The sequence below is a fragment of the Pararhodobacter sp. SW119 genome, assembly GCF_017811755.1.
GTDB lineage: Bacteria > Pseudomonadota > Alphaproteobacteria > Rhodobacterales > Rhodobacteraceae > Pararhodobacter.
The window spans coordinates 84,879-111,658 of the sequence record NZ_JADDJF010000010.1; the positions used below are offsets into that span (position 1 = coordinate 84,879).

Here is a 26,780-nt window from a genome sequence, read left to right on the forward strand (position 1 = left end):
CCGGCCCTTTGCGGTGGGGCCTCTTTTCGCCGCGCCCGCAGGGCGCGGCGCCCGGCCCAACGCGAGGAAGGTTCGTGCGCGGAACGCGCACAGCCTGACGAGGGGCGGGAGCACTTCCGTCGCCCTCGCCTCTCGGCAGCGGTGCGACGGGATCAGTCGCGGTGGCGCAGGGCGAGGCGGATCTGGCGTTCGATCTCGATCAGCAGGTAGAAGACCGCACCCAGCCCGAGGATCACCAACCCCTCGGTCAGCGGCACCGGCTGCGTGCCGAAGGCGAACTGCATCACCGGCAGGTAGGTCATCGCCAGCTGCGCGCCGACCGCCACCGCCAGCGTGATCCAGACCGCGCGCGTGCCCCGTATTGCCGCCCAGGTGAACGAGGTCCCGTGGATCGAGCGGATGTGGAACAGGTAGAAGATCTTCAGCACCACCAGCGTGTTCATTGCCATGGTCTGCGCCAGGTCCGTCGCATGACCGCGATCCACCGCCCAGGTGAAGATGCCGAAGATCGCCGCGGCGTAGATCGCGCCGACCAGCAGCACATGCCACAGCAGGTCCCCCGAGAGCAGCGGCGCGGTCCGGGCGCGCGGCGGGCGCTGCATCGTCTCTCGCTCGGTCGGCTCGAACGCCAGCGCGATGCCCAGCGTCACCGCGGTGATCATGTTGACCCAGAGGATCTGCAGCGCAGTGATCGGCAGCGTCACGCCGATCAGCAGCGCGATGATGACCGAGGAGGATTCGCCGGCATTCGTCGGCAGCGTCCAGCCGATCACCTTGCGGATGTTGTCGAAGACCGTGCGCCCCTCCTGCACCGCGGCGGCGATGGAGGCGAAGTTGTCGTCGGCCAGCACCAGGTCGGCGGCCTCCTTCGCGGCTTCCGAGCCCGAGAGCCCCATGGCGATGCCGACATCGGCGCGCTTCAGCGCCGGCGCGTCGTTCACCCCGTCGCCGGTCATCGCCACGGTCAGCCCGTGCGATTGCAACGCCTTGACCAGACGCAGCTTGTGTTCGGGCGTGGTGCGGGCGAAGACATCGGTGTCGCGCACGGCATGGGCCAGGTCGGCATCGTCCATCGCGTCGAGTTCTGCGCCGGTCAGCACGCGGTCGGCATGCGCCAGCCCGACCTGCGCGGCGATGGCCTGCGCGGTGCCGCCATGGTCGCCGGTGATCATCTTGACCGAGATGCCGGCGGCGCGGCAATCGGCCACGGCCGCGATCGCCTCGGGCCGCGGCGGATCGATCAGGCCGACGAGGCCGAGGAAGGTCAGCCCGCCATCGAGCGCGCGCTCGTCGATCTCGTCGCCCTCGGCTCGCATGGTGGCCAGCGCCAGAACCCGGTGCCCCTCGGCGGCCAGCGCATCGGCCCGCGCGTGCCACTGGTCCGGGTCGAAGCCGTCGTCGCCCGCCATCTCGGTACACATGCCCAGCACGCGTTCGGGCGCGCCCTTCACATGCACGGCGCGTTCGCCGTCACGCTCGGTCAGGACCGCCATGTAGCGATGGCGGCTGTCGAAGGGGATCGCGTCTCGGCGCGCCCAGTCGGAGCGGGTCGCGCCGTTCGCCAAGGTCTTGCCGGCAAAGGCGAGAAGCGCGCCCTCCATCGGGTCGCCCTCGACCTCCCAGCCGGAGTCTCGGTCGTGCAGTTCTGCGTCGTTGCACAGAAGTGCGGCTTCGGCGAGCGGCGCAAGGTCGGCGATCTCGCCCGCCTCGGCCTCGATTTCGCCCTTGGGCGAATAGCCCTCGCCGGTGACGGTGAAGCGACCCTTGGGGGCGAGGGCCGCGGCCACGGTCATCTCGTTGCGGGTGAGCGTGCCGGTCTTGTCGGTGCAGATGACCGAAACCGCGCCCACCGTTTCGATCGCCGGCAGGCGGCGGACGATGGCGTGGCGGCTGGCCATCGCCTGCACGCCGATGGCCAGCGTGATGGTCAGGACCGCCGGCAACCCCTCGGGGATGGCAGAGACGGCGACAGCGACGACGGCCATGAACAGCTCGTCCATCGGGTAGTGGCCAATGACGTAGCCGAAAACGAACAAGAGGGCGGCCACGATCAGGATGAACAGGCTGAGCCAGCGCGCGAACCGGTCCATCTGCGCCACCAGCGGCGTGGTCAGTTGCTCGACCTCGGCTAGCATGCGGCCGATGCGGCCGATCTCGGTCGCCTCGCCGGTGGCGGTGACGAGGCCGCGCGCCGCGCCTTGGGTGATCAGCGTGCCCGACCAGAGCATCGAGGCGCGGTCGCCGAGGGCGGCGTCCCCGGCCACCGGGTCGGAGCCCTTGTCGACGGGGACCGATTCGCCGGTCAGCATGGCTTCCTGCGCGGCCAGGCCCTTGGCCTGAAGGATGCGCAGATCGGCCGGAACCTTGTCGCCGGCCTCCAGCAGCACGACGTCGCCGGAAACCAGGTCGGCGCCATCGACGGTGACGCGGCGGCCGTCGCGCAGGACCGCGGCGCGCGGGGCGAGCATCGAGCGGATCGCGGCCATCGCGGCCTCGGCGCGGCCTTCCTGCACATAGCCGATGATGGCGTTGATCAGGACCACGGCGAGGATCACGCCGGTGTCGATCCAGTGGCCCATCAGCGCGGTGACGACGGCGGCGATCAGCAGGACGTAGATCAGGACATTATGGAATTGCGCCAGAAAACGGATCAGCGGGCTGCGGCGGGCGCTTTCGGGCAGGCGGTTGGGGCCGTGCCGCTCCAGCCGTTCGGCGGCTTGCCGGGCGCTGAGCCCCTCTGGCGCGGCGTCGAGCGCGGCCAGCGCATCCTGGTCCGACAGGGCATGGAACTGGTGGGGCTGGGTGTCGGTCATGGCGTCCTCGAAGGGGCGGCGCGGTTGACAACCGGGGCGGGGCGCGCAGGATGGTTCGGCATGATAGCCAAAGGAGGGCGCGCATGGCCGCCAAACCCCCTGTTTGCGATTTTGGCTGGAAGGCGCCCGATTTCAGCGTGCCGGCGACCGACGGTCGGACCCTGTCGCTGGGCGACATCGCCGGACCGAAGGGCACGCTGGTGATGTTCATCTGCAACCACTGCCCCTACGTGCTGGGCGCGCTGGACCGGATCGTGGCCGAGGCGCGGGCGCTGCAGGAGATCGGCATCGGGGTGGCGGCGATCTGTTCGAACGACGCGCGCGCCTATCCCGAGGACGGGTTCGACCGGATGCGCGAGATGGCCGAGCGGCACGGCTTTCCCTTTCCCTATCTGCACGACGAAAGCCAGGAGGTGGCGCGGGCCTGGGACGCGTCCTGCACGCCGGATTTCTTCGGGCTGAACGCGGCGGGCGAGTTGCAGTATCGCGGCCGGCTGGACGAGGGCGGGCGCAATCCCGGCCCGTCGGGGCGGCGCGAGTTGTTCGAGGCGATGAGCCGGATCGCCGAGACCGGCGAGGGGCCGACGGAGCAGACGCCCTCGGTCGGCTGTTCGATCAAGTGGCGCGCGGCCTGAGGCGCGGGGCGGCCGGGTTTCGCTGCGCACCGCCCTACTCCGCCCGCGGGCGGACGCGGGCGCCGTCGTCCAGGGCCGAGGGTGGATAGAGGACGACCTGCGCCCCCGGTGCCAGCCCGTCCAGCAGTTCCGCCTGCCCGCCGGACTGATGCCCGATCTCGACCGGGGTCAGGCGGGCGCGACCCTCCTCGAGCGCGAAGACCGCCCAGCCGCCGGCGTGGCGGAAAAGCGCGGCCTGCGGGAGTTGCAGCACCTCCTCGCCCTCCCACAGCACGACGCGGACATGGACGCGGAAGCGGTCGCCCAGACCGTTGCGGCCTTCCGGCGGGGTGTCGAAGTCGAGCCGCAGGCGCACGCGCTGTTCCTCGATCCCCAGGGCCGAGACGCGGGTGAAGGCGGCGGGTTCAATCCGGCGCACGCGGGCCTCCAGCAGGCCGTCGCCGCCCCAGCGGTCGACCAGCGCCCGCGCGCCCGGCGGCACGCGCACCGCGTCCGAGGACAGCAGATCGAGCTCGATCTCCAGATCCGTCAGATCGCCGATCACCAGAAGCGGGCTGCCCGCCTGCACCAGACGAGCCGACAGGTCCGACACCTCGAGCACGGTGCCGGTGTGGGGGGCCACGATCTCGACGCAGCAATCGCCGGGGTCCGCGCCGGGTAGCAGGCGGGTCGCCGGGCCGACGAGCTGCGCGCGGGTGCGCGCCAGCGTCGCGCGGTGCAGGTCCAGTTCGGATTCCGCCGCCGACAGCCCCTGGCGCGCCGAGACGTGCTGGGCCTCGATATCCTCGAGCATCCGGCGCGGGATGGTGCCGCGTTCGGCCAGCGCGCGGTCGCGGGCCAGTTGCGCGGTGACGTGATCGAGGGTGGATTGCGCGCGCTCCAGATTGGATTCGGCCAGGCGCACGGCGGCCTCGGCCTCGGTCACGGCGGCTTCGGCCTGAAGGCGCGTGCGCACGTCCAGCAGCGCCGGGTCGGCGGGCTGGATGATGGCGACGACGGTGTCGCCCTCGGTCACCGGGTCGCCGACCTGCACGGGCGAGCGGGTGGTCATGCCGGTGATCGGCGCGGTGATCGCGTAGGGCTCGCGCACGCGGGTGATGCCCTCGGCCCCGACGGTGACCTGCAGTGGCGCGCGGCTGACGCGGGCCATGTCGACCGCGGTGGGTTCCGGCCAGACCGCCCAGACGACGGCGCCGGCCAGCGCCAGCGCGCCGACCCCGATCCCGATCATGCGCAGACTTGCCATCGCATCCCCCTATTGTCGCGCCTTCAGCGCCATTGTCAGGTTTACCCGATCGAGCCGCCGGCGCACCAGCAGCGCCGCGCCGAGGCTGGCCAGCACCACGACGGCCGCCGCCGCCGCGTAGGTGCGGCGCGACACGACATAGGGCAGTTGCACGACATCGGTCGAAACGGCCTCGACCATGCCGGCGGCGAACCAGCTGCCCAGGACCCAGCCCAGCGGAACCGCCAGAAGCGCCAGCAGCATCATCTCGCCCACCAGCACGAAGCCCACCTCGGCGCGGGAAAAGCCGAGGACGCGCAGACTGGCCAATTCGTGCGCGCGTTCGGAAAGCTGGATGCGCGCGGCATTGTAGACGACGCCGATGGCGATGAGCACGCCGATGATCGTGTAGATCGCGACCATGGTCAGCAGGTTGTCGGACATCGTCGCGTCGAACTGGCGGCGGACCTCGGCCCAGTCGGCCAGACCGGCGACGGCGGGCGTGCGCTTGATCTGCGCGTTGAGCGCGTCCATGCGGTCGGTATCGACCAGCAGATGGATCTGGTTGACCCGGGGCGACATGCGCAGCGCCATGAACAGCGCCGGGGCGGCGACATGCGCCTCCTGCCCCAGGCCCTGGCGGATGATGGCGGCGACGGGCAGGTCCAGAACCTCGCGCGGGGCGGCCAGAAGCTCGATGCGCAGCCGGTCGCCGGGGCGGACATCCAGCGCGCGGGCCAGAAGCGCGGGCAGGACCACGCCCTCGGCCGGGAGGGCGACGGCGCCGTCGACATCGTCCATCAGCCGCGCCAGTTCGGCCCCGGCGAAGTGCCCCTGCAGCGCGCTGAGCCGGTCGCGGTGGCCGTTGACCAGCCGGACCGGCACGGCAAAGGCGCCCTCGACCGCGCGCACGCCGGGCAGCGCCAGCGCATCGTCCAGCACCGCCAGCGGCTGCGCCTGGTTCAGGGTCAGCGTGATCTGCTGCCGGTTGCCCTGGCCGAAGGTGCGGTCGGTCACCACCTGCATCGCGTCGAAGAGAAAATACGACGCCACCAGCACCGCGACCGAGGCGGCGACGCCGAAAAGCGTGATCGCCGCGCGCCCCGGCCAGCGGATGATGGAACGGAAGATCATCATCGTCGTCTGGCGCAGTCGGATCGCGCCCAGCACGCGGTCGAGCCAGCCGCGGGTAAAGACCGGCGGCGCGGGAGGCGACATCGCCTCGGCCGGGGGCAGGCGCAGCGCGGCAAGCACCGCGCGCGCCGCGCCCAGAAGCACCGCCGCCAGCCCCAGCCCGGCAGAGACCGCCGCCGCCGCCGTGCCGGGGTTGCGCAGAAGGAAGGGGAAGCGGAAGAAATCGCCATAGAGCGCGAGCATCGCGTTGCCGATCCACCAGCCGAAGCCCCAGCCGAGCAGGATGCCCAGCAGGCCGATCACCCCGGCGAGCTTCAGGTAGTGCAGCGCGACCTCGGCCCGGGTGTAGCCGACGGCGCGCATCAGGCCGATCTGCGGGCGTTCGATGGCGATCAGCCGGCCCAGCACCATGTTGACCAAAAAGGCCGCCACGATCAGGAAGATGGGGGGCAGAAACCGCGCCAGCGCGCCCAGTTGTTCGAGTTCGCTGTCGAGAAACGAATGCGAGCCCTGTCGGTCGCGGCCGAAGGCGCCGGTGCCGCCATAGGGGTCGAGCAGGCGGTCGAGCGCGTCGATCACCGCGCGGCGGTCGGCGCCGCGGGTCAGCGAGAGCGCGATGTCGTTCATCGCCCCGTCCATGCCGGCGGCGCTGGCGGCTGCCGCCGCGTTCATCCAGATCAGGCCGAAGCGGCGGTCGTCGGGCATCACCGCGCCGGGGGCGATGGTGTAGACGAATTCGGGCGAGAGGACCCAGCCGGTGACGGTGAGTTCGCGCAGCTGGCCGTCGAAGATGCCGCGAAACCGGCTGCCGGGCACCAGATCATGCGCGGCGCCGAAGGGTTCGTTGATCAGCACCTCGTCGGGGCGGCGGGGGTCGGGCAGGCGGCCGCTGCGCAGAAGCGGCACGTTCAGGAGCGGCGCACCATCCGCCGGCAGCGAAAGGACCTGTGCACTGGCGGGCTGGTCCATTCCGGCGACATCGAGGACCGCGTGAAAGGTGACCCGCCCTTCGGCCAGTGCGACGCCGTCGAGCGCGCCGATCTCGGCCAGAAGCGCGCGGGGGGCGCGGGTGGCCTGGGCGAAGATGTCGGCAAAACGGAACCGCTCGTAATAGGCGGCGCGCGTTTCTTCCAGCGAGCGTTGCGTGCCCTGGGCGCCGACCATCAGCATGATGCCGCAGCCCAGCACCAGCGCGATGGCGACGGCCTGCGCCCAGATCTGGCGCAGGTCACGCAGCATCTTGCGGTCCAGCGCCCTCACCACGACACCTGCGAGGGGGCGATGCGGTCGGGGTTGGCCTCGTCGCGAATGACCTTTCCATCGGCCAGCACGACGACGCGTTCGGCGATGCGCTGGATGTCGGCGTTGTGGGTGATCAGGATCGTGGCGGTGCCGAGGTCGCGGTTGACCTCGTCCAGCGCCTCGAGCACCTGGATGCCGGTCTTGCTGTCGAGCGCCCCGGTTGGCTCGTCGCAGAGCAGCACCTCGGGCCGCTTGGCGATGGCGCGGGCGATGGCGACGCGCTGCTGCTCGCCGCCCGAGAGTTCTGCGGGGAAGTGGTCCATCCGGTGCTTGAGGCCGACGCGGTCCAGCGCTTCTTCCGGCGACATCGGATTTCTGGAAATCTCGGTCACGAGGGCCACGTTTTCACGGGCGCTGAGACTGGGCACGAGGTTGTAAAACTGAAAGACGAAACCGACGTGGTCGCGCCGGAACGCGGTCAGCCTGGCATCGCTGGCGCGGGTCAGGTCCTGATCGCGGAAGAGGACGCGCCCCTCGGTCGGCTGGTCGAGACCGCCGAGGATGTTGAGCAACGTCGACTTGCCCGAGCCTGAGGCGCCGAGCAGAACGATCATCTCGCCCTCGGCCAGTTCCAGGTCGACGCCGCGCAGGGCGTGCACCTCGACCGTCCCGGTCCGGAAGACCCGTGTTATGCCTTCGACCCGGAAGACCGGGCCATGTTTCAGCGATTCGTCGCGCATGGTGTCTGATAGCCGCACGGCGCGGACCCCTCCTTGACACAGCGCAAAGTCATCGAGCCGGTTGTGCGACCGATGCAGCGCACGCGGCAGCGCCCATCCACGCAACGGCCTGAAGCGAGATATGGTGCCGGAATGCACCCCCGACGCAACATCTTTGACTGGTTAAGGGAAAGCATAAAACAGCTTGAAATTCCGTGCTTTTCGGGTGTCGACCACTGTGCTATTCTAACACGATACAAAAGCCCCGCGACAGACTGGGGCACCCAGAGGCAAGGACAGGCAAGGTGGCAGCGCTTTACAGGCGTCCCCCCAACCAATGCGGCACCGCAGTCTTCGCGGTGTTCTGGTTGCTGGCGACATTCGTGGTGTATTCGGAACGCGCAGCAGCGGCGCCCTTCGCAGCGGTCGTCATGGATGCGCGAAACGGCGAAATCCTGCACTCAGTCAACGACCGAACGCGCCTGCACCCGGCCTCTCTGACCAAGATGATGACGCTCTACATCGCGTTCGAGGCTGTGCAGCGCGGCGAGATCTCTCTCGACACGCAGGTCACGATCAGCCGGCGCGCCGCATCGGAAGTTCCCTCGAAGCTTGGCTTGCGGCCCGGCCAGCGCATTTCCCTGCGCTACCTGATCCGCGGCGCGGCGCTGCGATCGGGCAACGATACCGCGACTGCGATCGCCGAGGCGATCTCTGGCTCGGTCGAGGCTTTCGCGGCGCGCATGACGCGCACCGCCGCGGCGATGGGCATGACGCAGACGACATTTCGCAATGCGCACGGCCTGACCGAGAACGGGCATCTTTCGTCGGCGCGCGACATGGCGATCATGGCGCGGCAACTCTACTTCGATTATCCGCAGTACTATAATCTCTTCTCGCGCCGGACCGAGGATGCGGGCATCGCGCGCGTCCGCAACACCAACTGGCGTTTCCTGGACGGCTATCGCGGTGCGGACGGGATCAAGACCGGCTACACGCGCGCCGCAGGCTACAACCTTGCGGCCTCGGCGGAACGGGGCGGCACGCGGATCATCGTTGTCGTGTTCGGCGGTCGGTCCACGATCGACCGCCACAACCGGATCGTGGAACTGATGGACCGCGGCTTCCGGCAGGCACCCTCGCGGGTGGCGGTGCGTCGCCCTGCCCCGCCCGACTACACGAACACCCGCCCGGTCGCGGTTGCCGACGCTTCCGCCGGAAGCGCCGCCCGGCGCAACCTGGCCCCGACCCGCAGCCCGACACCGCAGCGTCGGCCCGACCCGAGCGTGCCCGATGTTCCGGATGCGCTGATCGCAAGCCTGCAAAGCGGTATCAGCGAAGCACTTACAGCGGCCGCCGCGCCGGAAGCCGCGGCCGATCCCGCACAGGGAAGCGCGGCCGAAGCCGTCAGCCCGCCGCCACCCCGGCCCGAAGCGCCCGAGACGGCCCTGGCCGCACTGGAAATCGAAGCCGCGCCTGACGCGGCCGAAGCTGCCGGCTTTCGCGTGATCGACGCGGATCGATACGCTGCGCTGACTGCCGATGTGGCCGTGCCGGAAGACGCTTTGCCGTCAGACAGCGACTCCGCACTCGACGATGCGCCGGAGGCTGAAGAAGCCTTGGCGGCCGTCACACCGGAGCCGCGGCCGGTTGAACTGGTCGCCACAAGCGAGGACGCCGCAAGCGAAAGCGATGCGCGTGAAGAAACCGCCCAACCCACCGACATGATCGCGGCAACCACCGAAGCGCCTGTCGAAATCGTGGCCGCGCTTGCCCCGGAAATCGAAGAGGCGCCCCCGACGAGCGAAGTCGCCGGCGCGACGATCCTTTGGCGCGACGAAGCGCCGCTGGCCGAGGTCGCAGCCCGTGCAGCCACCGTGACGGAGGGCCTGATCCTGCTGACAACGACCGAACAGGCCGACACGCCCGACGCGACGCAGATTGCCGGACGCGCTGCCCTCCCCGAGGTGGTGACGCGCGTCTCGACTTCGGGCGGGCGGATCTGGTCGATCGATCTGGGTCTGCATCCGTCGCGCTACGATGCCGAACGCGTCGCCATCCGCGCCGCCCTTGCGGAAACCGCGATCCTGAGCACGGGCCTGCGTCGTGTGAACCAGCGCGCCGGTCGGTTTGTCGCCGGAATTCACAGCCTGACCGAGGAAGAGGCCGAAATCGCCTGCCTGCGGCTAAGCGCCCGCGGCCAGGCCTGCGAAGTGATCCACCCCTGAGGCGTCATCGAAGCCGGGCGCGCAGTTTCGCTGCCACCCGGTCGATGGTGTCGGGGGTCAGATCCTGGGTGGACAGGACTTCCTCGGTCCCCGCGTCCTTGCCGGGGCGCAATCGCGCTCGCGTATAGCGCGGGTCGTAGTGCGCCTGCATGAGTTCCGCTGCCAATGCCTCGAATGCGCCGGCCCGCGCAAGGCCCTGCCATTCCGAAATGCGCGTCCTGGAATGGAACGGGGCGAGCGCGTCGATCCGTGTACGCAAGGCATCCCGATCCGCCACCAGATCGGCATAGGCATGCGCAAGCCAGCGCGCACGCGCGGCGAGCGGCGCCTCGATCCGGATCCTAGGGGCGGCGCACATGGCCAGCCACAGCTTGGGCGGCAGACGCAGCTTGCCGATCCGGCTCGATTCGGCCTCGATCAGAACGGGGCGCGACGGGTCGAGGCGGCCGAGCACCTGGGCCAGCGCGCTTTCGAAGCGTTTCTGGCTCGGCTGAACCCTGCCCGGCGCCTGCCCGAAAAGCGAGCCGCGATGCGCCGCCAGACCCTCGAGGTCGATGACCTGCCCGCCAAGTTCCGCGACACGCTGCAGAATGGCGGTCTTGGCGGTGCCGGTATTGCCGTCGAGCAGCCAGACCGGAGCGGGAAACGGGGTCTCGTAAAGCTGTTGCACCACCAGCCGGCGGTAGCTGCGCCAACCGCCCTCGAGCACGCCCACCTGCCAGCCGATCTGCGCCAGGATCGTCGCGAAGGCGCCCGAGCGCTGACCGCCGCGCCAGCAGTAGATCAGCGGCCGGTACCGCGCAGGCTGGTCCGCCAGCCGGGTCTGAAGATGTTGCGCCACGTTCCGCGCAACCAGTGCCGCACCCAGCCGACGCGCGGCAAAGCGGCTTTCACGGGTATAGATCGTGCCCACCTGCGCGCGTTCGGCATCGCCCAGAACTGGCAGGCTGATCGCGCCGGGCAGATGGTCCTCGGCGTATTCGGCGGGCGAGCGGGCGTCAATCACCTCGTCGAACGGCAGGTCGTCGAGATCGGAAAGCGCTGACAGGCGAACGGTTTTCATGGAGTGGGCCGGTTTCGGATGCGTCGCGCCCTCTTATCGTGCGCGGCGTGCGGCCGAAACCAGCTTCTCAGGTTCTGCCGAGAACGACCAGCGTGACGACCGCAGCGTAGAACACAAAGGTCGCAGCCAGCACGAAGACATGCCAGATGGTGGTATGGAAAGGCAGCCTTTCCCAAAGGTAGAAGACGACGCCGCCCGAATAGAGCAGCCCGCCGATGACCATCAGGACGAGTACCGGCATGGGAAGGACCGCGATCAGCGCCTGCCCGGCGACAAGGCCCGCCCAGCCCATTCCGAGGTAGAGCGAGAGAGCCAGCCACCGGAACCGTTCGGGCGCGACGATCTTCAGCGCGACGCCCAGCGCCGCCGCCGCCCAGACCCCCGCGGTCAGCGTGAACCCTTGGCCGGAGATCAGCGTGAAGGGCGTGTAGGTGCCGGCAATCTTGACATAGATCGCCGAATGATCGAGCCGGCGGTAAAGCCACGCCAGCGCCGTGCCCGGCGTCATGTTGTAGAGCGCAGAGCAGGCGATCATGGCTAGCATGGCCGCGCCGTAGATGCTGACACCGACGATCGAGGAGGTATCGCCACGGAGCATGGCGGTCACCACGATCAGCACCGGGATCGCCATCAGCACCAGCGCCAGCCCCGCCACATGGACCACGGCGTCCGAGATGAACTCGGCGCGGGAATAACCGGAACGCGGGGTGGGCACGAAAGGCATGGTACCATTTCCTGAAACGCCATCATTCTACCCCTCGATCGCCGGGTCCGCAACGCAGGCGACAGGGTTTATGCAGGTTGGCACGACATGGTGAACCGTTCGTTACATTGGCCGGAGGCAAGGCAATCTGGCTGGCGAAGGCGCGCACCGGCTTGACCTGAGGCAGGGTGCATGGTCCACGCGGCGGAGGAAAGAACTGGGGGGCGCCATGTATCCGGTCATTCGAATGGTGAAGGAGGCGATGCTCGCCCGTCGCATGCCGAAGCTGGAGCTTTTCGGCACGCATGTCTCGCATCACATCTGCTGGCCGTGGGATCTGGATGTCTGGTGGGAGTTGAACAACGGCCGCACCCTGACCCTCTACGATTTGGGCCGAATCCCCCTGACCGTTCGCCTCGGATTGCCCGCTGTCCTGTCCCGTAAGGGTTGGGGCATGACCGTGGCGGGATCAACCGTGCGCTACCGGCGTCGCGTGCGGGTCTTTCACGAGGTGAAGATGCATTCGCGTCTAGTCGGTTGGGATGCCCGCTTTCTTTATGTGGAACAATCGATGTGGCGCGGCAACGAGGCGCTGAACCATGTACTGCTGCGTCAGGCGATCACCGGACCTGAAGGGATCGTCGCGCCGGCGCATCTGATCGCGGCGTTGAACGGGCCGGAACACGCCCCCGCCCTGCCCGCCTGGATCGCCGGCTGGATCGATGCCGACGCGAAACGGCCTTGGCCACCGATGCAGGACTGAACTGGTCCGGGGTAAATCGCAGCGCATTTGCCCTCGAACTGACACTTATCAATTCACTTCCTTGACCTGAATTATGGCGCTTGGCGCCGAAGGTGGTCACGCTTGCGCAACGCAGTCAGGCGGATGCGGTGAATCTGATGGGCCAGCAGATCCTGGGGCATGACTTCGAAGGGCACGAACTCGACGATCAGGTTGCTTTTCTGGATGCGCTGACCGGTGAAATGCCGCGGATCGAAATTCCGGCCCTGCCATAAAAAGCAGCAGAACGTCACTGCCGCCCGCCCCCGTAGCCTGCTGCGGGGGCGGTTCTGCGTTTCGTGCCTTCCGCGACCGCGCGAATCCCGTAGCCTTTGGGGGCAACGAACAGGGATCGCGGAATATGCTTGGTCATAATGGCGGGCCGTCGCTGGAGCGCGGCTTTGGCTGGCGGCACCACTGCTGGAAAACGTCGCGCGAGGCGCTTTTGCCAAGCCTGCCGATCGAGGTGGTCCGCCTGCGCGTGAAGCGGGCCACGGAGATCGGGCTTGATTATCGCACTTACGCCTCGATCCGCGCGGCGTCGGGACACGATGTCGTAGCGTTCCTCTTTTCCAGCAATGCGCTGCGGCTTTTGCCGCCGCATCCGGCGCTGCCCGCAGACCGGAGAACCCGTATGGCCGATTTGCATCGTGCCGGCCGTGCCGCCCTCGCGCGCGCGCCGCTGGCCCCCGCACAGGTGACGAGAGCCGCAGAGGGGCTGCTTGATCACGCGACGTCGGCCCCGCGCGCCTTCGCCGCCTGGCCCGAGATCGCGCGGGCGATGGCGGATGCGCGGAGCGCTGGTGGCTGGTCGCGCGCGGGCACGGTCCTTGTCGGCGACACCTGGGAAGAACGGGAATGGGTCGCGGCCGCACGGCTCGCGTTCTACCTGCCGGCAGAACGGCTCTTTCCCGCTTGATCCTGAGCTGACGAATTTGCCCTTTTCTTTCGCTGGCACCCGCGTGTAGACTGACCTTCATGGTTCAGGACCGTCCGCATATCGCCTCTCGTGGCGTCGCACATCGCGCGGCGGTCGCCCGCCTGTCCGGACTTCTGCTCCTTAGCGGCCTCTGAGCGTGCCTACGGGCGCGACCGCTCAGAGGTAGCCAGCGCCCATCGCCCGCTCAAGGATCCAAAGCTGAACGAGACACCCCATGACCATGACTTCCGAACAGGACCGCGTTCTGATTTTCGACACGACGCTGCGTGACGGCGAGCAGTCGCCCGGCGCGACCATGAGCCACAAGGAGAAGCTGGAAATCGCCACCCTTCTTGACGAGATGGGGGTCGATATCATCGAGGCCGGCTTCCCCATTGCCTCGGAGGGCGATTTCGAGGCGGTGAAAGCCATTGCCCAGGTTGCGAAGAACGCGGTGATCTGCGGCCTGTCGCGCGCCAATCTGACCGATATCGACCGCAGCTGGGAAGCGGTGAAGCACGCGCGCAGACCGCGCATTCACACCTTCATCGGCACTTCGCCACTGCACCGCGACATCACCGCGCTGGACCAGGACGGCATGGTCGAGCGCATCCATGCCACCGTGACGCACGCGCGCAACCTTTGCGACAATATCCAATGGTCGCCGATGGATGCGACGCGGACCGAACACGATTTCCTGTGTCGTACGGTCGAGACGGCGATCAAGGCTGGCGCCACCACGATCAACATCCCCGATACCGTTGGATATACCGCGCCACGCGAGTCGGCCGATCTGATCCGCATGCTGCGCGAGCGCGTGCAGGGGGCCGAAGAGATCATCTTTTCGACCCACTGCCACAACGACCTGGGCATGGCGACGGCGAACTCGCTGGCCGCGGTGGAGGCCGGCGCCCGGCAGGTTGAGTGCACGATCAACGGCCTGGGCGAGCGCGCGGGCAACACCGCATTGGAAGAGGTGGTGATGGCGCTGCGCGTACGCAACGACATCATGCCCTACCAGACCGGGATCGACACGACGAAGATCATGCAGATCAGCCGCCTCGTCGCGGCGGTCTCGGGCTTTCCCGTCCAGTACAACAAGGCCGTCGTCGGCAAGAATGCTTTTGCGCACGAATCCGGCATTCACCAGGACGGGATGCTGAAGAACAAGGAAACCTTCGAGATCATGCGCCCCGAGGATGTGGGGCTGGCCTCCACAAGCTTGGTGATGGGCAAGCATTCGGGGCGCGCGGCGCTGCGCTCGAAGCTGAGCGAACTGGGCTTTGAGTTGGGCGACAACCAACTCAAGGATGTCTTCGTGCGGTTCAAGGCGCTCGCCGATCGCAAGAAAGAGGTCTATGACGACGACCTGATCGCGCTGATCCAGGACACCGCATCGACGGGCGAGGACGATCACATCCAGTTACGCCGGCTGCGTGTGGTCTGCGGCACTGACGGCCCCCAGGAAGCCGAGATGTCGCTGCAGATCGGCGAGACGGAAAAGACCATCGACGCCACCGGCGACGGCCCCGTGGACGCGACCTTCAACGCAATCAAGATGCTCTACCCTCACGGGGCGAAACTGGAACTCTATCAGGTCCACGCGGTGACCGAGGGCACGGATGCGCAGGCGACGGTGTCGGTTCGGCTGGAACAGGACGGGCGAGTCTATACCGGCCAATCCTCGGATACGGACACCGTCGTTGCCTCGGCCAAGGCCTATGTGAACGCGCTCAACAAGCTCTACCTGCACCGGAACCGGGCCGACAATTCCGCGCTGATGCAGTCGGCAAGCTGAACCGGCGCACGCCCTCGGCGGGCGAAGGTCGGGCGCGCGGCGTGTCGGGACCGGACCACCCGGCAGAGAAGCGCCGATCGTCCGTCCCCCGCCCCTTTACGCCCCAGCCCCCGGACGCCTATAAGGGCACGATTCTTGCCCCGCGACCCGCGGGGCGAGTCGTATTTATGGGACTTTCGCAACATGTTCGGACTCACCGGCCTGTTTTCCTCGGATATGGCCATCGACCTCGGGACAGCCAACACGCTGGTCTATGTCAAGGGACGCGGGATCATCCTCAACGAACCCTCGGTCGTCGCGTATCACGTGAAGGACGGGCGCAAGCAGGTGTTGGCGGTGGGCGAGGATGCGAAGCTGATGCTTGGCCGCACCCCCGGCTCGATCGAGGCGATCCGGCCGATGCGCGACGGCGTCATCGCCGATTTCGACGTCGCCGAAGAAATGATCAAGCACTTCATCCGCAAGGTGCACCGGCGCACGACCTTCTCGAAGCCCAAGGTCATCGTCTGCGTGCCTTTCGGCGCGACCCCGGTGGAAAAGCGCGCGATCCGGCAGTCGGTGCTGTCAGCGGGCGCACGGCGGGCGGGTCTGATCTCGGAACCCATCGCGGCGGCGATCGGGGCGGGCATGCCGATCACCGATCCCACCGGCTCGATGGTCGTCGATGTGGGCGGGGGGACGACCGAGGTCGCAGTCCTTTCACTGGGCGACATCGTCTACGCACGCTCGGTGCGTGTCGGTGGGGACAGGATGGATGAAGCGATCATTTCCTACCTGCGTCGCCAGCAGAACCTGCTGATCGGCGAGTCGACGGCCGAACGGATCAAATGTACGATCGGTACCGCACGGATGCCCGATGACGGACGCGGCATGACCATGACGATCCGCGGTCGCGATCTGCTGAACGGCGTGCCGAAGGAACTGGAAATCACCCAGGGCCAGATCGCGGAAGCGCTGTCCGAGACCGTTCAGGTCATCTGTGAGGCGGTGATGATCGCGCTTGAGGCGACACCGCCGGATCTGGCAGCAGATATCGTCGACCGCGGTGTCATGCTCACGGGCGGCGGCGCGCTGCTGGGCGATCTGGACCTTGCACTGCGTGAACAGACCGGCCTAATCATCACCGTCGCCGATCAGTCGCTCAATTGCGTGGCGCTTGGCACCGGGAAGGCGCTTGAATACGAAAAACAGCTGCGTCACGCGATCGACTACGAGAGTTGACCGGCTGACAGCCGATCGAGGTCAGTCCTTTGGCGAGCGATCGAACCAACGATCCCGATTATGTCCGCCCGGTTCGCCGGCTGGTGCTGGCGGTACTTGTCATTCTGCTGGGCGGGCTTTTCCTTGTGTGGCGCATCGACAGCCCGCGGGTCGAGGGGTTCCGTACCGCCTTCATCGACACTGTAGTCCCGAACATGGACTGGGCCATGGCCCCGGTTACCCGCGTCAGCCGAATGGTCGAGGATTTCCGATCCTACGCCCGCATCTACGAACAGAACCAAGAACTCAGGCGCGAATTGCAGCAGATGCGCGCCTGGCGAGAGGCCGCGTTGCAGCTTGAACAGCGGAACGCGCAGCTTCTGGACCTGACCCAGGTCCGCCTGGACCCGCAGCTGACGCATGTGACCGGCGTTGTCATGGCTGATTCCGGTTCGCCGTTTCGAAAGTCGGTGCTGATTAACGTCGGTGGGCACGACGGGATTGTGGACGGCTGGGCGGTTATGGACGGCCTTGGGCTTGCGGGACGGATCGCCGGGGTCGGTCAACGCTCCTCCCGGGTGATCCTGCTTACAGACTCGAACAGCCGCGCACCCGTGATCGTTCAGCCCTCCGGGCAGCGAGCAATCGTGAGTGGGGACAACGGTCCCATGCCGGTTCTGGAGTTTCTTGAAGCACCGGAGGAAATCCGCCCCGGAGACCGCGTGGTCAGCGCTGGAGATGGTGGCGTCTTCCCGGCGGGACTGCTGGTCGGAGAAGTCTTGGAGGGCACAGATAGACGCTTGCGGGTCCGACTGGCCGCGGATTACGGGCGGCTGGATTTCCTGCGTGTGTTGCGGTCGCGCCCGACAGAACGGATCGAAGCGCCGGGTACGCTTCTGCGTCCCCTGGACGCCGAGGGACGACCGCTTGACCCGTCCGAGCAGCCCGAGCCCCTGGCAGGAACCCTACCGAATGACTGAGGTCGCGCGCCTCGACATACTCGGCCATCTGGCCCTTTGGCTGCTGCTGGTCGGTTTGGCGCTTTTCCTGCGCATTCTACCAATCGACCTGTCGCCGGGAGGCCATCCCGGGCCCGATGTGATCCTGGTGCTGACCATGGCATGGGTGCTTCGCCGGCCCGCGCATCTTCCGGCACTGGCGATCGCGCTTGTCTGGCTGGTCGAGGATCTGATGATGCTCCGCCCGCCCGGCCTTTGGGCGCTCCTCGTTCTGGTGGGGACCGAGTTTCTGCGCGCACGCCATTCGGTCGTGCGCGAGATCACGTTTATGCTGGAATGGGCGATGGTGACAGGTGTCCTTTTGGCCATGACGCTGGCTTATCGTCTGGTCATCGCGATTGTGATGCTACCGCAGGATCCACTGGACTTGAGCCTGATGAAGCTTGGCCTCACAGTAGCGTCATATCCGGCGGTGGTGCTTGTGCTGCATTTCGTGCTTCGCATCCGAAAGCCGGCAACCGGCGAAGTCGACGAGTTGGGACGCAAGCTGTGAAGCGGCCGAAGAAGGATACGGAGGAGAGCGTCCGCGTCATCTCGCGTCGCGCGGCGATGATTGGTGGCGCGCAGCTTCTTTTCGCGGGTGCGCTGGTCTTGCGCATGCGCCATCTTCAGGTTGCGGAATCCGATCAATACCGTCTGCTCGCCGAAGAAAACCGGGTCAACATCCGCCTCCTGCCGCCGGCGCGCGGCCTGATCCAGGACCGCAACGGTGTGATTCTGGCGGGTAACGCACAAAATTATCGCGTCGTTCTGATCCGTGAGGAGGCGCTCGATCCGCGTGCCACATTGGAGCGGATCGCACAGCTCATTCCGCTGACCGAAGAAGAAATAGAAAGGGCAATGCGCGACATATCCCGGCATCGCCCCTTTGTGCCGGTTACCATCGCCGACCGGCTGAGTTGGGAAGAGGTGGCGCGCGTGGCGGCCAATGCGCCCGCCCTGCCCGGCGTCACGCCGGAGGTCGGCCTGACCCGCCATTATCCTTTCGGCGAAGAGTTTGCCCATTCCGTAGGATATGTCGGCCCGGTTTCCGAAAATGATCTGGCCGCGCTGGATAACCCCGAGCCGGTCCTGATGATCCCGCGCTTCCAGATCGGCAAGGTCGGCGTCGAGCGCGAACTGGAGGACAGCCTGCGCGGCAGCGCCGGCCATCGGCGCGTGGAGGTCAACGCGCTCGGGCGCGAAATGCGCGAGCTTGATCGCCAGGAAGGTGATGCCGGGTTGAATGTCCAGCTTACGCTCGACCGCAACCTTCAAGCCTTCACCCTTGCCCGACTGGAGGGTGAAAGCGCGGCGGTGGCAGTCATGGAGATCCCGACAGGCAATGTCCTGGCGCTGGTTTCGGCGCCGTCATTCGACCCGAACCTGTTCGTCCGTGGAATCTCGGTGCCTGACTTCAATGCCCTGCGCGAAAACGATTACCGACCGATGTCGAATAAGGCGGTTCAGGGTGCCTATCCACCCGGTTCGACCTACAAGATGGTCACCGCGCTCGCAGCGTTCGAGGCCGGCCTCGCCTCGCCCGACGAGCGCGTCTTCTGCCCCGGCCACATGGATGTCGCCGGTCGGCGGTTCCATTGCTGGCGGCGTGGCGGACACGGAAGGATGAGCCTGATCCCGGCGCTGTCGGAATCCTGCGACGTTTACTTCTACGAACTCGCCCAACGTGTTGGTATCGACCGGATGTACGCGATGGCGGAAAAGCTCGGCATGGGCCAGCGCTTCGAAATCCCCGTCTCGGCCATGTCGACCGGCCTCAATCCCTCGCGCGAGTGGAAACGCGCGCGCCGGGGCGCGGAGTGGCTGGTCGGCGATACAGTCAACGCCTCGATCGGCCAAGGGTTCGTACTATCGACGCCCCTGCAACTTGCAGTGATGACGGCACGTCTGGCCAGCAACCGAGAGATTGTGCCGCGCCTGTTGCATGCCATCGACGGCGTCGAGGTGCCGACGCCCGAGGCACCGCCGTTGGGCCTCCAGGGCACCGCACTGAACCTGATCCAACGTGGCATGTCCGAATGCACCAACCATCAACGGGGCACTGCATATTCCTCCCGCGTGGTACAGACCGATCTGCGAATGGCCGGCAAGACAGGCACCAGCCAGGTGTTCTCGATTACAGCTGCCGAACGGGCGGCGGGCGTGCGGCGACAGGACCAGTTGCCGTGGAACCGGCGAAACCACGCTCTGTTTGTCTGTTTTGCGCCCGAAACCGCGCCGCGCTATGCCGTGGCAGTGGTGGTCGAGCACGGCGGCGGTGGCTCCTCGGCCGCGGCCCCGATCGGGCGCGACGTCGTCCTCGCCGCGCAGACCGGCGGGTTGCCACCGCTTGAAGCCTACCCGCAGCCCCAGCGCAACCGGATCGAAGCAATGCTCCGCGAACTAGCCGCCAAGGTTGGCCCGCTGACCGGTCCTGCCACTACCAGCAGTCGCGCATGAGCTATCTGGAATATAACGTCAAGATCACGCCGACCGGGCTGCGCAAGGTGCTGCACCTCAACTGGCCGCTGGTTCTGTTGCTGGTGGCGGTCGCCTGCGTCGGCTTCCTGATGCTTTATTCGGTAGCGGGCGGTGACCTCTCGCGTTGGGCCGAACCGCAAATGAAGCGCTTTGCCGGTGGCTTGGCGCTGATGTTCGCCATCGCGTTCGTTCCGCTCTGGTTCTGGCGCTCGATGGCGGGGCTGGCCTATGCCGTTTCGATCCTGCTGCTCCTGGGGGTCGAATTCTTCGGCTCGCTCGGCATGGGCGCCAAACGCTGGTTGGAGTTGGGACCGATCCGGCTGCAACCATCGGAAATGGCGAAGATCACGGTCATCCTGGCAATGGCCGCCTATTATGACTGGCTGGATATCCGACGCACATCGCATCCGTTCTGGGTCCTGGTCGCGGTGATGATCGTACTGATCCCTGTTGGTCTGGTGCTTCGTCAGCCAGATCTTGGAACCGCGCTGCTGATCCTGGGGGGTGGCGGGCTGGTGATTTTCTTCGCGGGCGTCAGCCTCTGGTACTTCGGCGTCCTGGTTGCCGCTGCGGGGGGGCTCGTTTCTGCCGTCGTTGCGTCGCGCGGGACTGAATGGCAACTCCTGAAGGACTACCAGTATCGACGCATCGACAGCTTCCTCGACCCCACGCTGGATCCATTGGGCGCGGGCTACCATATCAACCAGGCGATGATTGCACTGGGTTCGGGCGGCTGGTCCGGACGCGGGTTCATGCAGGGCACACAATCCCGGCTGAACTTCCTGCCGGAAAAGCATACCGATTTCATCTTCACCACACTGGCCGAGGAGTTTGGGTTCGTCGGCGCGATATCGCTTCTGGTGCTATATCTGGCAATTCTGGTGACCTGTGTCGTCGCCGCACTCCAAAGTCAGAATCGCTTCGCTTCGCTGCTGATTCTCGGGGTCGCCGGCAACTTCTTCCTGTACTTCGCTGTCAACATGGCAATGGTCATGGGGCTTGCACCGGTCGTGGGTGTACCGCTGCCGCTGGTATCGTTCGGCGGCTCGGCGATGCTGATGATCCTGATCGGATTCGGCCTTGTGCAAAGCGCCTGTATCCATCGCCCGAAGGAGCGCGGATGAACACAACGATCCTTTTTGCCGGTGGTGCGGCGCGCTGGCCAATATGGGAGGCGCCGCTTCGCCGCGCCCTTGAAGAATCCGGTATCCATGCTGATCTGACGACCTCGGCAGCGCCCGAAACAGTCGATTTCATTGTCTACGCCCCGAGTGGCGACATCCCTGCCGACTTCACCCCGTTCATTCGATGCCGCGCTGTCCTCAGCCTCTGGGCAGGAGTGGAGCGGATCGCCAGCAACACCACCTTGACCCAGCCGCTTTGCCGTATGGTCGACCCCGGACTGACTCAGGGAATGGTCGAGTACGTCACTGGCCACGTGCTGCGTCATCACCTCGGGCTGGATGCCATCCTTCGTTCGCAGAACGGGCGCTGGAATCCGGTGGCGCCACCGCTGGCAACCAAGCGCCCGGTCGGCATCTTGGGTCTGGGCGAATTGGGCGCGGCTTGTGCAAACACATTGGCGACAATCGGTTTTCCCGTCATGGGATGGAGTCGGAGTGAAAAGACGCTACAGGATGTAGATTGCTACCATGGGGATGAGGGCCTAAGCGCAGTGCTGAGGCGTGCGAAGATTGTCGTGACATTATTACCTGCGACCACTGCCACCGAGAACATCCTCGATGCAAGGCGACTCGCACTGCTGCAGCAGGGTGCGACAATCATCAATCCCGGTCGCGGGTCACTGATCGACGACGACGCGCTCCTGGGCGCGCTCAATTCCGGCCAAGTCGGGCACGCCACGCTTGACGTGTTCCGAACCGAGCCCTTGCCCATCGAACATCCCTTCTGGAGTCATCCGCGCGTCACGGTAACCCCACACATCGCTGCCGACACGCGACCGGAAACCGCCTCACGCGTGATTGCCGAAAATGTCCGCCGCGGTCTTGCCGGCGAGCCGTTGATGCACCTTGTGGACCGCGAAGCCGGGTACTGAAACGGATGATGTCGCGGTTCTTTGCATCGGTATCATCGGCATGCACATAACCGGACTTGCGCCGACGCGGACATTCGCAAAGATCGTGATCGTGAAGTCGGACCGATCAATCATGCCGGCGCAACCGCTGCCAGATACCGGCGCCCGCAACCGAGCCAGTGAAAATCGCCGCAGCAGCGGTCACGATGCTTGGCCCAGCGGGCGTGTCGAGGCTCAGCGAGAGACCCAAGCCGGCGGAGACTGCAATCCAGCCAAGCAAGACCGCGAGGATCGCCATCCCCTCGGGGGATCGGGCGTAGACCCGCGCCGCCGCGGCCGGCACGATTAACATCGCCGCGATCAGCAGCGCGCCCACCACCCGCAGCGAGGCCGCAACCGTGATCGCCAGTGCGAGTGTCAGGACAAGCCGCTCCAGATCGGGGCGGATACCATTGCTTTGCGCCAGTTCCTCGCTGATCGTCGCGGTCAGGAGACTGCGCCATCGCCAGAGGAGCAAGCCAAGGACGGCCATGGCTCCAGCCCCGATCACCCAGAGTTCGGACCAGGAAACTGTCAGGATATCTCCAAAGAGATAGGCCGTCAGATCGACGCGCACGGCAGGCAGAAATGATACCGCGACCAATCCCAGCGCCAGCGCCGAATGCGCCAGAACGCCCAAGGTCGTATCCATCGCCCAGCCGCGCCCAGCCAGCGTGGAGACGAGGACCGCCATCAAGAGCGCAGTTGCCAGCGTGCCGAGAAAAACTGAAATCGAAAAAGCAAGCGCCAGTGCAACGCCGAGAATGGCGGCGTGTGCCGTCGCATCCCCGAAGTAAGCCATCCGCCGCCAGATGACGAAGCAACCCAGCGGTCCAGATGCCGCTGCGACCATCGCCCCCGCCAGGAGCGCGCGCAGCATGAAGTCGTCAAGGATCATGAACATGCACCTCATGCGCCGCGGCATGGTCAGGGTGGTCGTGCGCATGGTCATGATTGTGCTGATAAAGCGCCAGCGCCCCCCCGGTTCCCAGGCCGAAAAGCGCCCGGTACTCTGGAGCGGCCGAGACGGCGCTTGGTGTTCCTTGGCAACAGATATGCCCGTTCAGGCACAAGACCCGGTCTGAGGCGCTCATGACGACGTGCAAGTCGTGGCTGACCAGTAGTACCGCGCAGCCCAGTTCCCGTCGGACGTCTTCGATGAGGCGGTAGAAGGCGGCGATGCCGGGTTGATCGAGTCCCTGCGTCGGCTCATCCAGGGCCAGAAGCTGAGGCTTGCCTGCCAGCGCCCGCGCCAGCAACACCCGCTGGAACTGGCCGCCGGAAAGTGTCGCCAGATCCCGATCGGCGACACCTGGCACACCGACACGGCTGAGCAGCGAATCGATGCTGTTACGGTCGAGAAACTGACCGAGCTTCACGAAGCGCGCAACTGTCAAGGGCAGGCTCGGGTCAAGGTGAAGACGCTGCGGCACATACCCGATACGCAAACGATTTTCCCGCTCAACCGTGCCGACCAATGGCTTCGTCATTCCAAGCGCGGCCTTGAGAAAAGTGGACTTTCCTGACCCGTTCGGGCCAACGATCGTCACGATTTCGCCGACATTTAACACAAAATCGATGCGGCTCAAGACAGGGGCGGCATTCCCGTAAGCCACGGAAACGCCAGCCATGCGGATCAGCGGTGCGATCATTCGACACCCTCGTCCGATACGTCCTGACCTTGGCAATCCGCGCATAGACCACTGGCTTCCAGACTCGTGCGCTCCACGGCGAATCCCGCTGCATGAGCGTCTTGAACCAGCATCTGTCGCAAGTGCCCGGCGTGGAGTTCATCGACGCGGCGACATATCCGGCAGATCAGAAAAGCTGCGTGATGTGTCTCGCCGGGGTGACTGCAGGCGGTAAAGGCATTGATCCGACGCAAGCGATGGGCGAGACCATGCTCGACCAGAAAATCAAGCGCGCGATAGGCAACGGGGGGCTGACTGCCGAATCCGTCGGCAGCCAGCCGCGCCAGCACGTCGTAGGCGCCTATCGCGCCCGAGGCTTCCAACAGGATTTCAAGAGTGCGTCGGCGGACCGGCGTCAACCGCAGACCCTGCGCGCGCAGCTGAACTTCGGCGCGCGAAATCGCCGGACCAGGTCCGACTTGCGCGCCGTGATCGGATTCGAGCGGTTTGCTCATTTAGATCTTTCCCGTCGACGAGCGGAACATCGGCGACATTGCCGATCAGCTCGCAATTGACATGTAATAATATTACCATTAAATCCCATGGCAACCACTGCCAAACCACGGAGAACTCAAGATGCGTTACCGCAGCTTGCGCCGTAGCGCTAGCCTCGCCGCCATATTCGTCGCGATCGGGCCCCATGCCGCCTTTGCCGGCCCGCCTGAGATTGTCACCGACCTGCCGGTGACGCATTCACTGGTCGCGACGGTGGTGGGCGAACTCGCCACCCCTTCGCTCTTGCTGGACCGCGGCGGTGACCCGCATCACTTCCAGCTTCGCCCGTCCCAGGCGCGGGCGGTATCGCAAGCAGGATTGGTGGTATGGATGGGTCCCGACCTGTCGCCGTGGATGTCGCGTACCGTGGACGCGTTGTCGGGCGGCGCGGCGCTTGAGTTGCTGGAAGTCGGTGGGATCGAACTGCAGGACTTTCGGGAGTCGCGATTGACTGGTGCGGAGGCGTCTGTGGCGCGTGACCACGACCATGGGCATGACGATCACGGCGAACATGATGTGCATCATCAACACGGCCATGACGACAATCATGACCATGAAGCGCATGATCGTGCCGATGAAGACCACGCCGGACATCATCATGAGCACGTGGGGCTTGACCCGCACGCATGGATGGCGCCGCAGAACGCCGTCGTCTGGCTTGATGCGATTGCGGCGACGCTTGCGGATCTGGACCCGCAGAATGCCGAGATCTATCGCGCGAACGCCGATGCGGGCAAGGATCGCATTCTCGCCATGCAGGCAGAGATTGCCGAGAAACTGGCCCCGGTCGGGGATGCCGGGCTGGTGATGTACCATGATGCCTACGGATACATTGCGACCGCATTCGGTCTGAATATCCTCGGCACGATCGCGCTGGGAGATGCCGCAGATCCCGGTGCCGCGCGGTTGTCGGCGATCCGCGCAAGCCTGTCCGACATTGGCGCCGTCTGCGTCTTTCCGGAGGTCAATCATGCTGATGCCTATGTGAACCTTGTCAGCGAGGGCAGCGGGCTGAAAATCGGCGATCCGCTGGACCCTGCCGGGGTGATGCTTGAGCCAGGCGCGGAACTCTATCCGAGCCTGATGCGCGAGATGGCCACCGCGATCGCGAGCTGCGTGACCGAAGACTGAGCGCAGCTTGACCCGGGCGGGTCGCTATGGCCTGTTGCCAGGATGTGCGGCCGGTTCGCGATCACGCTGCCTGACGAGGCGATGGTGCAGCTCTTCGGCGCGGCGCCGGCGAACGATCTGCCGCCGGTGCCGCGCTACAATGTCTGTCCGACGCAACCCGTGGCAGCGGTCATCAGCCGCGAGGGCACGCGGCATTACGGGCCGATGCGCTGGGGGTTGATCCCGCGCTGGTACAAGCACCCGACCGACGGTCCGCTGCTGTTCAACGCCCGGTCCGAGACGCTGGCCGAAAAGCCCGCCTTTCGCGAGGCGGCACGCGCGCGGCGGTGCCTGATCCCCGCCACAGGCTTCTACGAATGGACGAAGGAGGGCGAGGCGCGGCTGCCCTGGTTCATCCAGCGTGCCGACGACGCGCCGCTGGTGATGGCGGGCGTCTGGCAGGTCTGGCACGGACCCGAGGGATCACGGGTGGGGACCTGCGCCATCGTGACTTGCGCCGCCGTGGGGGGTATGGCCGAGTTGCACGACCGCGTGCCGGTGATCCTGGAGCCCGGGGACTGGGCGCTGTGGCTGGGCGAGGAAGGGCACGGCGCGGCCCGACTGATGCGCCCCCTGCCCGACGGGGCGCTGGCTTTCCATCGGGTCGGGACGGAGGTCAATTCAAACCGGGCAGAGGGGCCAGAGCTGATCGAGCCCGTTTCAAGCCCGAGTTGAGGGGAGCGCACGCGCGCGGGGGGCAGAAGCGGCCGTGCGCGCATGCGCGCATTTCTCTAGTTTTATGATTTTGCTGTATAAAATCGGCGGTGTCTGCGTTCCGAAAGACCTCTGCATAACTGAGGATTCCCGCTGGTTTTCTGCTTTGGTATGGTTTGCCAGCATGATTTCCGGGGGGACGATGGACCTTTTCCTACGCGAAGCGGCAGATCGGATTGGTGATGACCATGTGCTTTCCAAGATCGATGCGCTGATCGACTGGCGGGCGGTCTCACCGATTCTGACACGTGGTCTGGGGCGTTCGGGGATCGGGCCGCAGGGCTTCGATCCGCTGGTGCTGTTGAAGTGCCTGCTGATCGGCCAGTGGCACGGGCTGTCGGACCCGAAACTGGAACGTGCCCTCAAGGTGCGGCTGGATTTCATGATGTTTTGCGGGCTCGGCCTGCATGCGCCGGTGCCGGACGAGACCACTCATTGCCGGTTTCGCAACGCATTGGTCAAAGGTGGGGTTTACGATGATCTGCTGGCCGAAGTTTGCCGCCAGCTCGAACATCACGGGCTCAAGCTGAAGGCCGCAGAGACCGCAATCATCGACGCCACCTTGGTTGAAAGCGCCGCGCGGCCGCGCAGCCATATCGACCCACCACAGGACCGAGCCGAGGGGGACGCCGCGGATGCTCCGGACATGCATTTCAGCGCCGATCCCGATGCACGTTGGGTGAAGAAGGGGTCGAAG

General features: G+C 66.1%; 24 protein-coding genes. 15 read left to right on the plus strand and 9 right to left on the minus strand.

The genetic code is table 11. The features are described 5' to 3' along the window. Positions 1 to 152: 152 nt before the first annotated feature. Entirely contained in the window at positions 153 to 2,813 is a 2,661-nt protein-coding gene (locus tag IM708_RS08665; protein ID WP_209426066.1) for a cation-transporting P-type ATPase, read from the minus strand. Positions 2,814 to 2,896: 83 nt separating this feature from the next. Here IM708_RS08665 and IM708_RS08670 point away from each other — a divergent pair, with 83 nt between their 5' ends. Next, entirely contained in the window at positions 2,897 to 3,448 is a 552-nt protein-coding gene (locus IM708_RS08670; RefSeq protein ID WP_209426068.1) for a thioredoxin family protein, read from the plus strand. 34 nt (positions 3,449 to 3,482) lie between these two features. Here IM708_RS08670 and IM708_RS08675 read toward each other — a convergent pair whose 3' ends face one another. Genes IM708_RS08675 through IM708_RS08685 form a run of 3 tightly spaced genes read right to left on the minus strand, consistent with a single transcriptional unit; the run spans position 3,483 to position 7,789 of the window. Further along, complete coding sequence (locus IM708_RS08675) at positions 3,483 to 4,694, minus strand: HlyD family efflux transporter periplasmic adaptor subunit (RefSeq protein WP_209426070.1); 1,212 nt, start codon at positions 4,692 to 4,694, stop codon at positions 3,483 to 3,485. Between the two features lie 9 nt (positions 4,695 to 4,703). Continuing rightward, on the minus strand, positions 4,704 to 7,067 hold the full coding sequence (locus IM708_RS08680; protein WP_348524956.1) for an ABC transporter permease: 2,364 nt from the start codon (positions 7,065 to 7,067) through the stop codon (positions 4,704 to 4,706). Beyond that, a complete protein-coding gene (locus IM708_RS08685) occupies positions 7,064 to 7,789 on the minus strand; it encodes an ABC transporter ATP-binding protein (RefSeq protein WP_209426073.1) in 726 nt (241 codons plus the stop codon). The genes IM708_RS08680 and IM708_RS08685 overlap by 4 nt, the downstream gene beginning before the upstream one ends. Before the next feature lie 284 nt (positions 7,790 to 8,073). On the opposite strand from IM708_RS08685, the gene IM708_RS08690 reads away from it, so the two are divergent. Further along, complete coding sequence (locus IM708_RS08690) at positions 8,074 to 9,996, plus strand: D-alanyl-D-alanine carboxypeptidase family protein (RefSeq protein WP_348524957.1); 1,923 nt, start codon at positions 8,074 to 8,076, stop codon at positions 9,994 to 9,996. Positions 9,997 to 10,000: 4 nt separating this feature from the next. Here IM708_RS08690 and mnmH read toward each other — a convergent pair whose 3' ends face one another. Both mnmH and IM708_RS08700 read right to left on the minus strand, forming a co-directional pair. Continuing rightward, entirely contained in the window at positions 10,001 to 11,059 is a 1,059-nt protein-coding gene (gene mnmH, locus IM708_RS08695) for a tRNA 2-selenouridine(34) synthase MnmH (RefSeq protein ID WP_209426075.1), read from the minus strand. 67 nt (positions 11,060 to 11,126) lie between these two features. Continuing rightward, positions 11,127 to 11,783, minus strand: a complete 657-nt coding sequence (locus tag IM708_RS08700) for a hemolysin III family protein (protein ID WP_209426077.1) — start codon at positions 11,781 to 11,783, stop codon at positions 11,127 to 11,129. A gap of 208 nt (positions 11,784 to 11,991) precedes the next feature. Between IM708_RS08700 and IM708_RS08705 the strand changes: the two genes are divergently transcribed. From IM708_RS08705 to IM708_RS08750, 10 genes are all read left to right on the plus strand, one after another. Further along, complete coding sequence (locus IM708_RS08705) at positions 11,992 to 12,525, plus strand: acyl-CoA thioesterase (protein WP_209426079.1); 534 nt, start codon at positions 11,992 to 11,994, stop codon at positions 12,523 to 12,525. Positions 12,526 to 12,605: 80 nt separating this feature from the next. Then, positions 12,606 to 12,779: a hypothetical protein gene (locus IM708_RS08710; RefSeq protein WP_209426081.1), complete on the plus strand. Its 174-nt coding sequence runs from the start codon at positions 12,606 to 12,608 to the stop codon at positions 12,777 to 12,779. A gap of 125 nt (positions 12,780 to 12,904) precedes the next feature. Further along, entirely contained in the window at positions 12,905 to 13,462 is a 558-nt protein-coding gene (locus IM708_RS08715) for a hypothetical protein (protein WP_209426083.1), read from the plus strand. 235 nt (positions 13,463 to 13,697) lie between these two features. Then, the gene (locus tag IM708_RS08720; RefSeq protein ID WP_209426085.1) at positions 13,698 to 15,260 is read left to right on the plus strand and encodes a 2-isopropylmalate synthase; all 1,563 of its coding nucleotides are present in this window, start codon (positions 13,698 to 13,700) and stop codon (positions 15,258 to 15,260) included. A 183-nt stretch (positions 15,261 to 15,443) separates the two neighbouring features. Further along, a complete protein-coding gene (locus IM708_RS08725; RefSeq protein ID WP_209426087.1) occupies positions 15,444 to 16,481 on the plus strand; it encodes a rod shape-determining protein in 1,038 nt (345 codons plus the stop codon). Positions 16,482 to 16,510: 29 nt separating this feature from the next. Then, the gene (gene mreC, locus IM708_RS08730) at positions 16,511 to 17,440 is read left to right on the plus strand and encodes a rod shape-determining protein MreC (protein WP_209426089.1); all 930 of its coding nucleotides are present in this window, start codon (positions 16,511 to 16,513) and stop codon (positions 17,438 to 17,440) included. Continuing rightward, positions 17,433 to 17,972, plus strand: a complete 540-nt coding sequence (locus IM708_RS08735) for a rod shape-determining protein MreD (RefSeq protein ID WP_209426091.1) — start codon at positions 17,433 to 17,435, stop codon at positions 17,970 to 17,972. The genes mreC and IM708_RS08735 overlap by 8 nt, the downstream gene beginning before the upstream one ends. Further along, a complete protein-coding gene (gene mrdA / locus IM708_RS08740) occupies positions 17,969 to 19,918 on the plus strand; it encodes a penicillin-binding protein 2 (protein ID WP_209426093.1) in 1,950 nt (649 codons plus the stop codon). Before IM708_RS08735 ends, mrdA begins: the two co-directional genes overlap by 4 nt. Then, positions 19,915 to 21,063, plus strand: a complete 1,149-nt coding sequence (gene rodA, locus IM708_RS08745) for a rod shape-determining protein RodA (protein ID WP_209426095.1) — start codon at positions 19,915 to 19,917, stop codon at positions 21,061 to 21,063. The genes mrdA and rodA overlap by 4 nt, the downstream gene beginning before the upstream one ends. After that, positions 21,060 to 21,995 carry a glyoxylate/hydroxypyruvate reductase A gene (locus IM708_RS08750; RefSeq protein ID WP_209426097.1) on the plus strand — a complete coding sequence of 312 codons (936 nt, stop codon included), beginning with the start codon at positions 21,060 to 21,062 and terminating at the stop codon, positions 21,993 to 21,995. The genes rodA and IM708_RS08750 overlap by 4 nt, the downstream gene beginning before the upstream one ends. A gap of 106 nt (positions 21,996 to 22,101) precedes the next feature. Here IM708_RS08750 and IM708_RS08755 read toward each other — a convergent pair whose 3' ends face one another. The 3 genes from IM708_RS08755 to IM708_RS08765 are packed head-to-tail and all read right to left on the minus strand — an operon-like array spanning position 22,102 to position 24,159. Continuing rightward, positions 22,102 to 22,908: an iron chelate uptake ABC transporter family permease subunit gene (locus IM708_RS08755; protein ID WP_209426125.1), complete on the minus strand. Its 807-nt coding sequence runs from the start codon at positions 22,906 to 22,908 to the stop codon at positions 22,102 to 22,104. Further along, positions 22,901 to 23,665 (minus strand): metal ABC transporter ATP-binding protein, encoded by a 765-nt coding sequence (locus IM708_RS08760; protein WP_209426099.1) that lies wholly within the window; start codon positions 23,663 to 23,665, stop codon positions 22,901 to 22,903. Before IM708_RS08760 ends, IM708_RS08755 begins: the two co-directional genes overlap by 8 nt. Then, positions 23,662 to 24,159, minus strand: a complete 498-nt coding sequence (locus IM708_RS08765; protein ID WP_209426101.1) for a Fur family transcriptional regulator — start codon at positions 24,157 to 24,159, stop codon at positions 23,662 to 23,664. Before IM708_RS08765 ends, IM708_RS08760 begins: the two co-directional genes overlap by 4 nt. A gap of 121 nt (positions 24,160 to 24,280) precedes the next feature. Here IM708_RS08765 and IM708_RS08770 point away from each other — a divergent pair, with 121 nt between their 5' ends. The 3 genes from IM708_RS08770 to IM708_RS08780 form a co-directional block, all read left to right on the plus strand. Next, positions 24,281 to 25,330 carry a zinc ABC transporter substrate-binding protein gene (locus IM708_RS08770; RefSeq protein WP_209426103.1) on the plus strand — a complete coding sequence of 350 codons (1,050 nt, stop codon included), beginning with the start codon at positions 24,281 to 24,283 and terminating at the stop codon, positions 25,328 to 25,330. Positions 25,331 to 25,372: 42 nt separating this feature from the next. Then, on the plus strand, positions 25,373 to 26,044 hold the full coding sequence (locus IM708_RS08775; RefSeq protein WP_209426105.1) for an SOS response-associated peptidase: 672 nt from the start codon (positions 25,373 to 25,375) through the stop codon (positions 26,042 to 26,044). A gap of 34 nt (positions 26,045 to 26,078) precedes the next feature. Further along, positions 26,079 to 26,780 (plus strand): transposase (locus IM708_RS08780; RefSeq protein ID WP_209426107.1); only part of this gene is annotated, 702 nt, incomplete at its 3' end.

What these genes read in the sequence shown, in the direction of transcription:
- IM708_RS08665 (WP_209426066.1), bottom strand. Translation starts at nt 2,813, where the DNA reads ATGACCGACACCCAGCCCCACCAGTTCCATGCCCTGTCGGACCAGGAT.
- IM708_RS08670 (WP_209426068.1), top strand. Translation starts at nt 2,897, where the DNA reads ATGGCCGCCAAACCCCCTGTTTGCGATTTTGGCTGGAAGGCGCCCGAT.
- IM708_RS08675 (WP_209426070.1), bottom strand. Translation starts at nt 4,694, where the DNA reads ATGGCAAGTCTGCGCATGATCGGGATCGGGGTCGGCGCGCTGGCGCTG.
- IM708_RS08685 (WP_209426073.1), bottom strand. Translation starts at nt 7,789, where the DNA reads ATGCGCGACGAATCGCTGAAACATGGCCCGGTCTTCCGGGTCGAAGGC.
- mnmH (WP_209426075.1), bottom strand. Translation starts at nt 11,059, where the DNA reads ATGAAAACCGTTCGCCTGTCAGCGCTTTCCGATCTCGACGACCTGCCG.
- IM708_RS08700 (WP_209426077.1), bottom strand. Translation starts at nt 11,783, where the DNA reads ATGCCTTTCGTGCCCACCCCGCGTTCCGGTTATTCCCGCGCCGAGTTC.
- IM708_RS08705 (WP_209426079.1), top strand. Translation starts at nt 11,992, where the DNA reads ATGTATCCGGTCATTCGAATGGTGAAGGAGGCGATGCTCGCCCGTCGC.
- IM708_RS08715 (WP_209426083.1), top strand. Translation starts at nt 12,905, where the DNA reads ATGCTTGGTCATAATGGCGGGCCGTCGCTGGAGCGCGGCTTTGGCTGG.
- IM708_RS08720 (WP_209426085.1), top strand. Translation starts at nt 13,698, where the DNA reads ATGACCATGACTTCCGAACAGGACCGCGTTCTGATTTTCGACACGACG.
- IM708_RS08725 (WP_209426087.1), top strand. Translation starts at nt 15,444, where the DNA reads ATGTTCGGACTCACCGGCCTGTTTTCCTCGGATATGGCCATCGACCTC.
- IM708_RS08735 (WP_209426091.1), top strand. Translation starts at nt 17,433, where the DNA reads ATGACTGAGGTCGCGCGCCTCGACATACTCGGCCATCTGGCCCTTTGG.
- rodA (WP_209426095.1), top strand. Translation starts at nt 19,915, where the DNA reads ATGAGCTATCTGGAATATAACGTCAAGATCACGCCGACCGGGCTGCGC.
- IM708_RS08750 (WP_209426097.1), top strand. Translation starts at nt 21,060, where the DNA reads ATGAACACAACGATCCTTTTTGCCGGTGGTGCGGCGCGCTGGCCAATA.
- IM708_RS08760 (WP_209426099.1), bottom strand. Translation starts at nt 23,665, where the DNA reads ATGATCGCACCGCTGATCCGCATGGCTGGCGTTTCCGTGGCTTACGGG.
- IM708_RS08765 (WP_209426101.1), bottom strand. Translation starts at nt 24,159, where the DNA reads ATGAGCAAACCGCTCGAATCCGATCACGGCGCGCAAGTCGGACCTGGT.
- IM708_RS08770 (WP_209426103.1), top strand. Translation starts at nt 24,281, where the DNA reads ATGCGTTACCGCAGCTTGCGCCGTAGCGCTAGCCTCGCCGCCATATTC.
- IM708_RS08775 (WP_209426105.1), top strand. Translation starts at nt 25,373, where the DNA reads ATGTGCGGCCGGTTCGCGATCACGCTGCCTGACGAGGCGATGGTGCAG.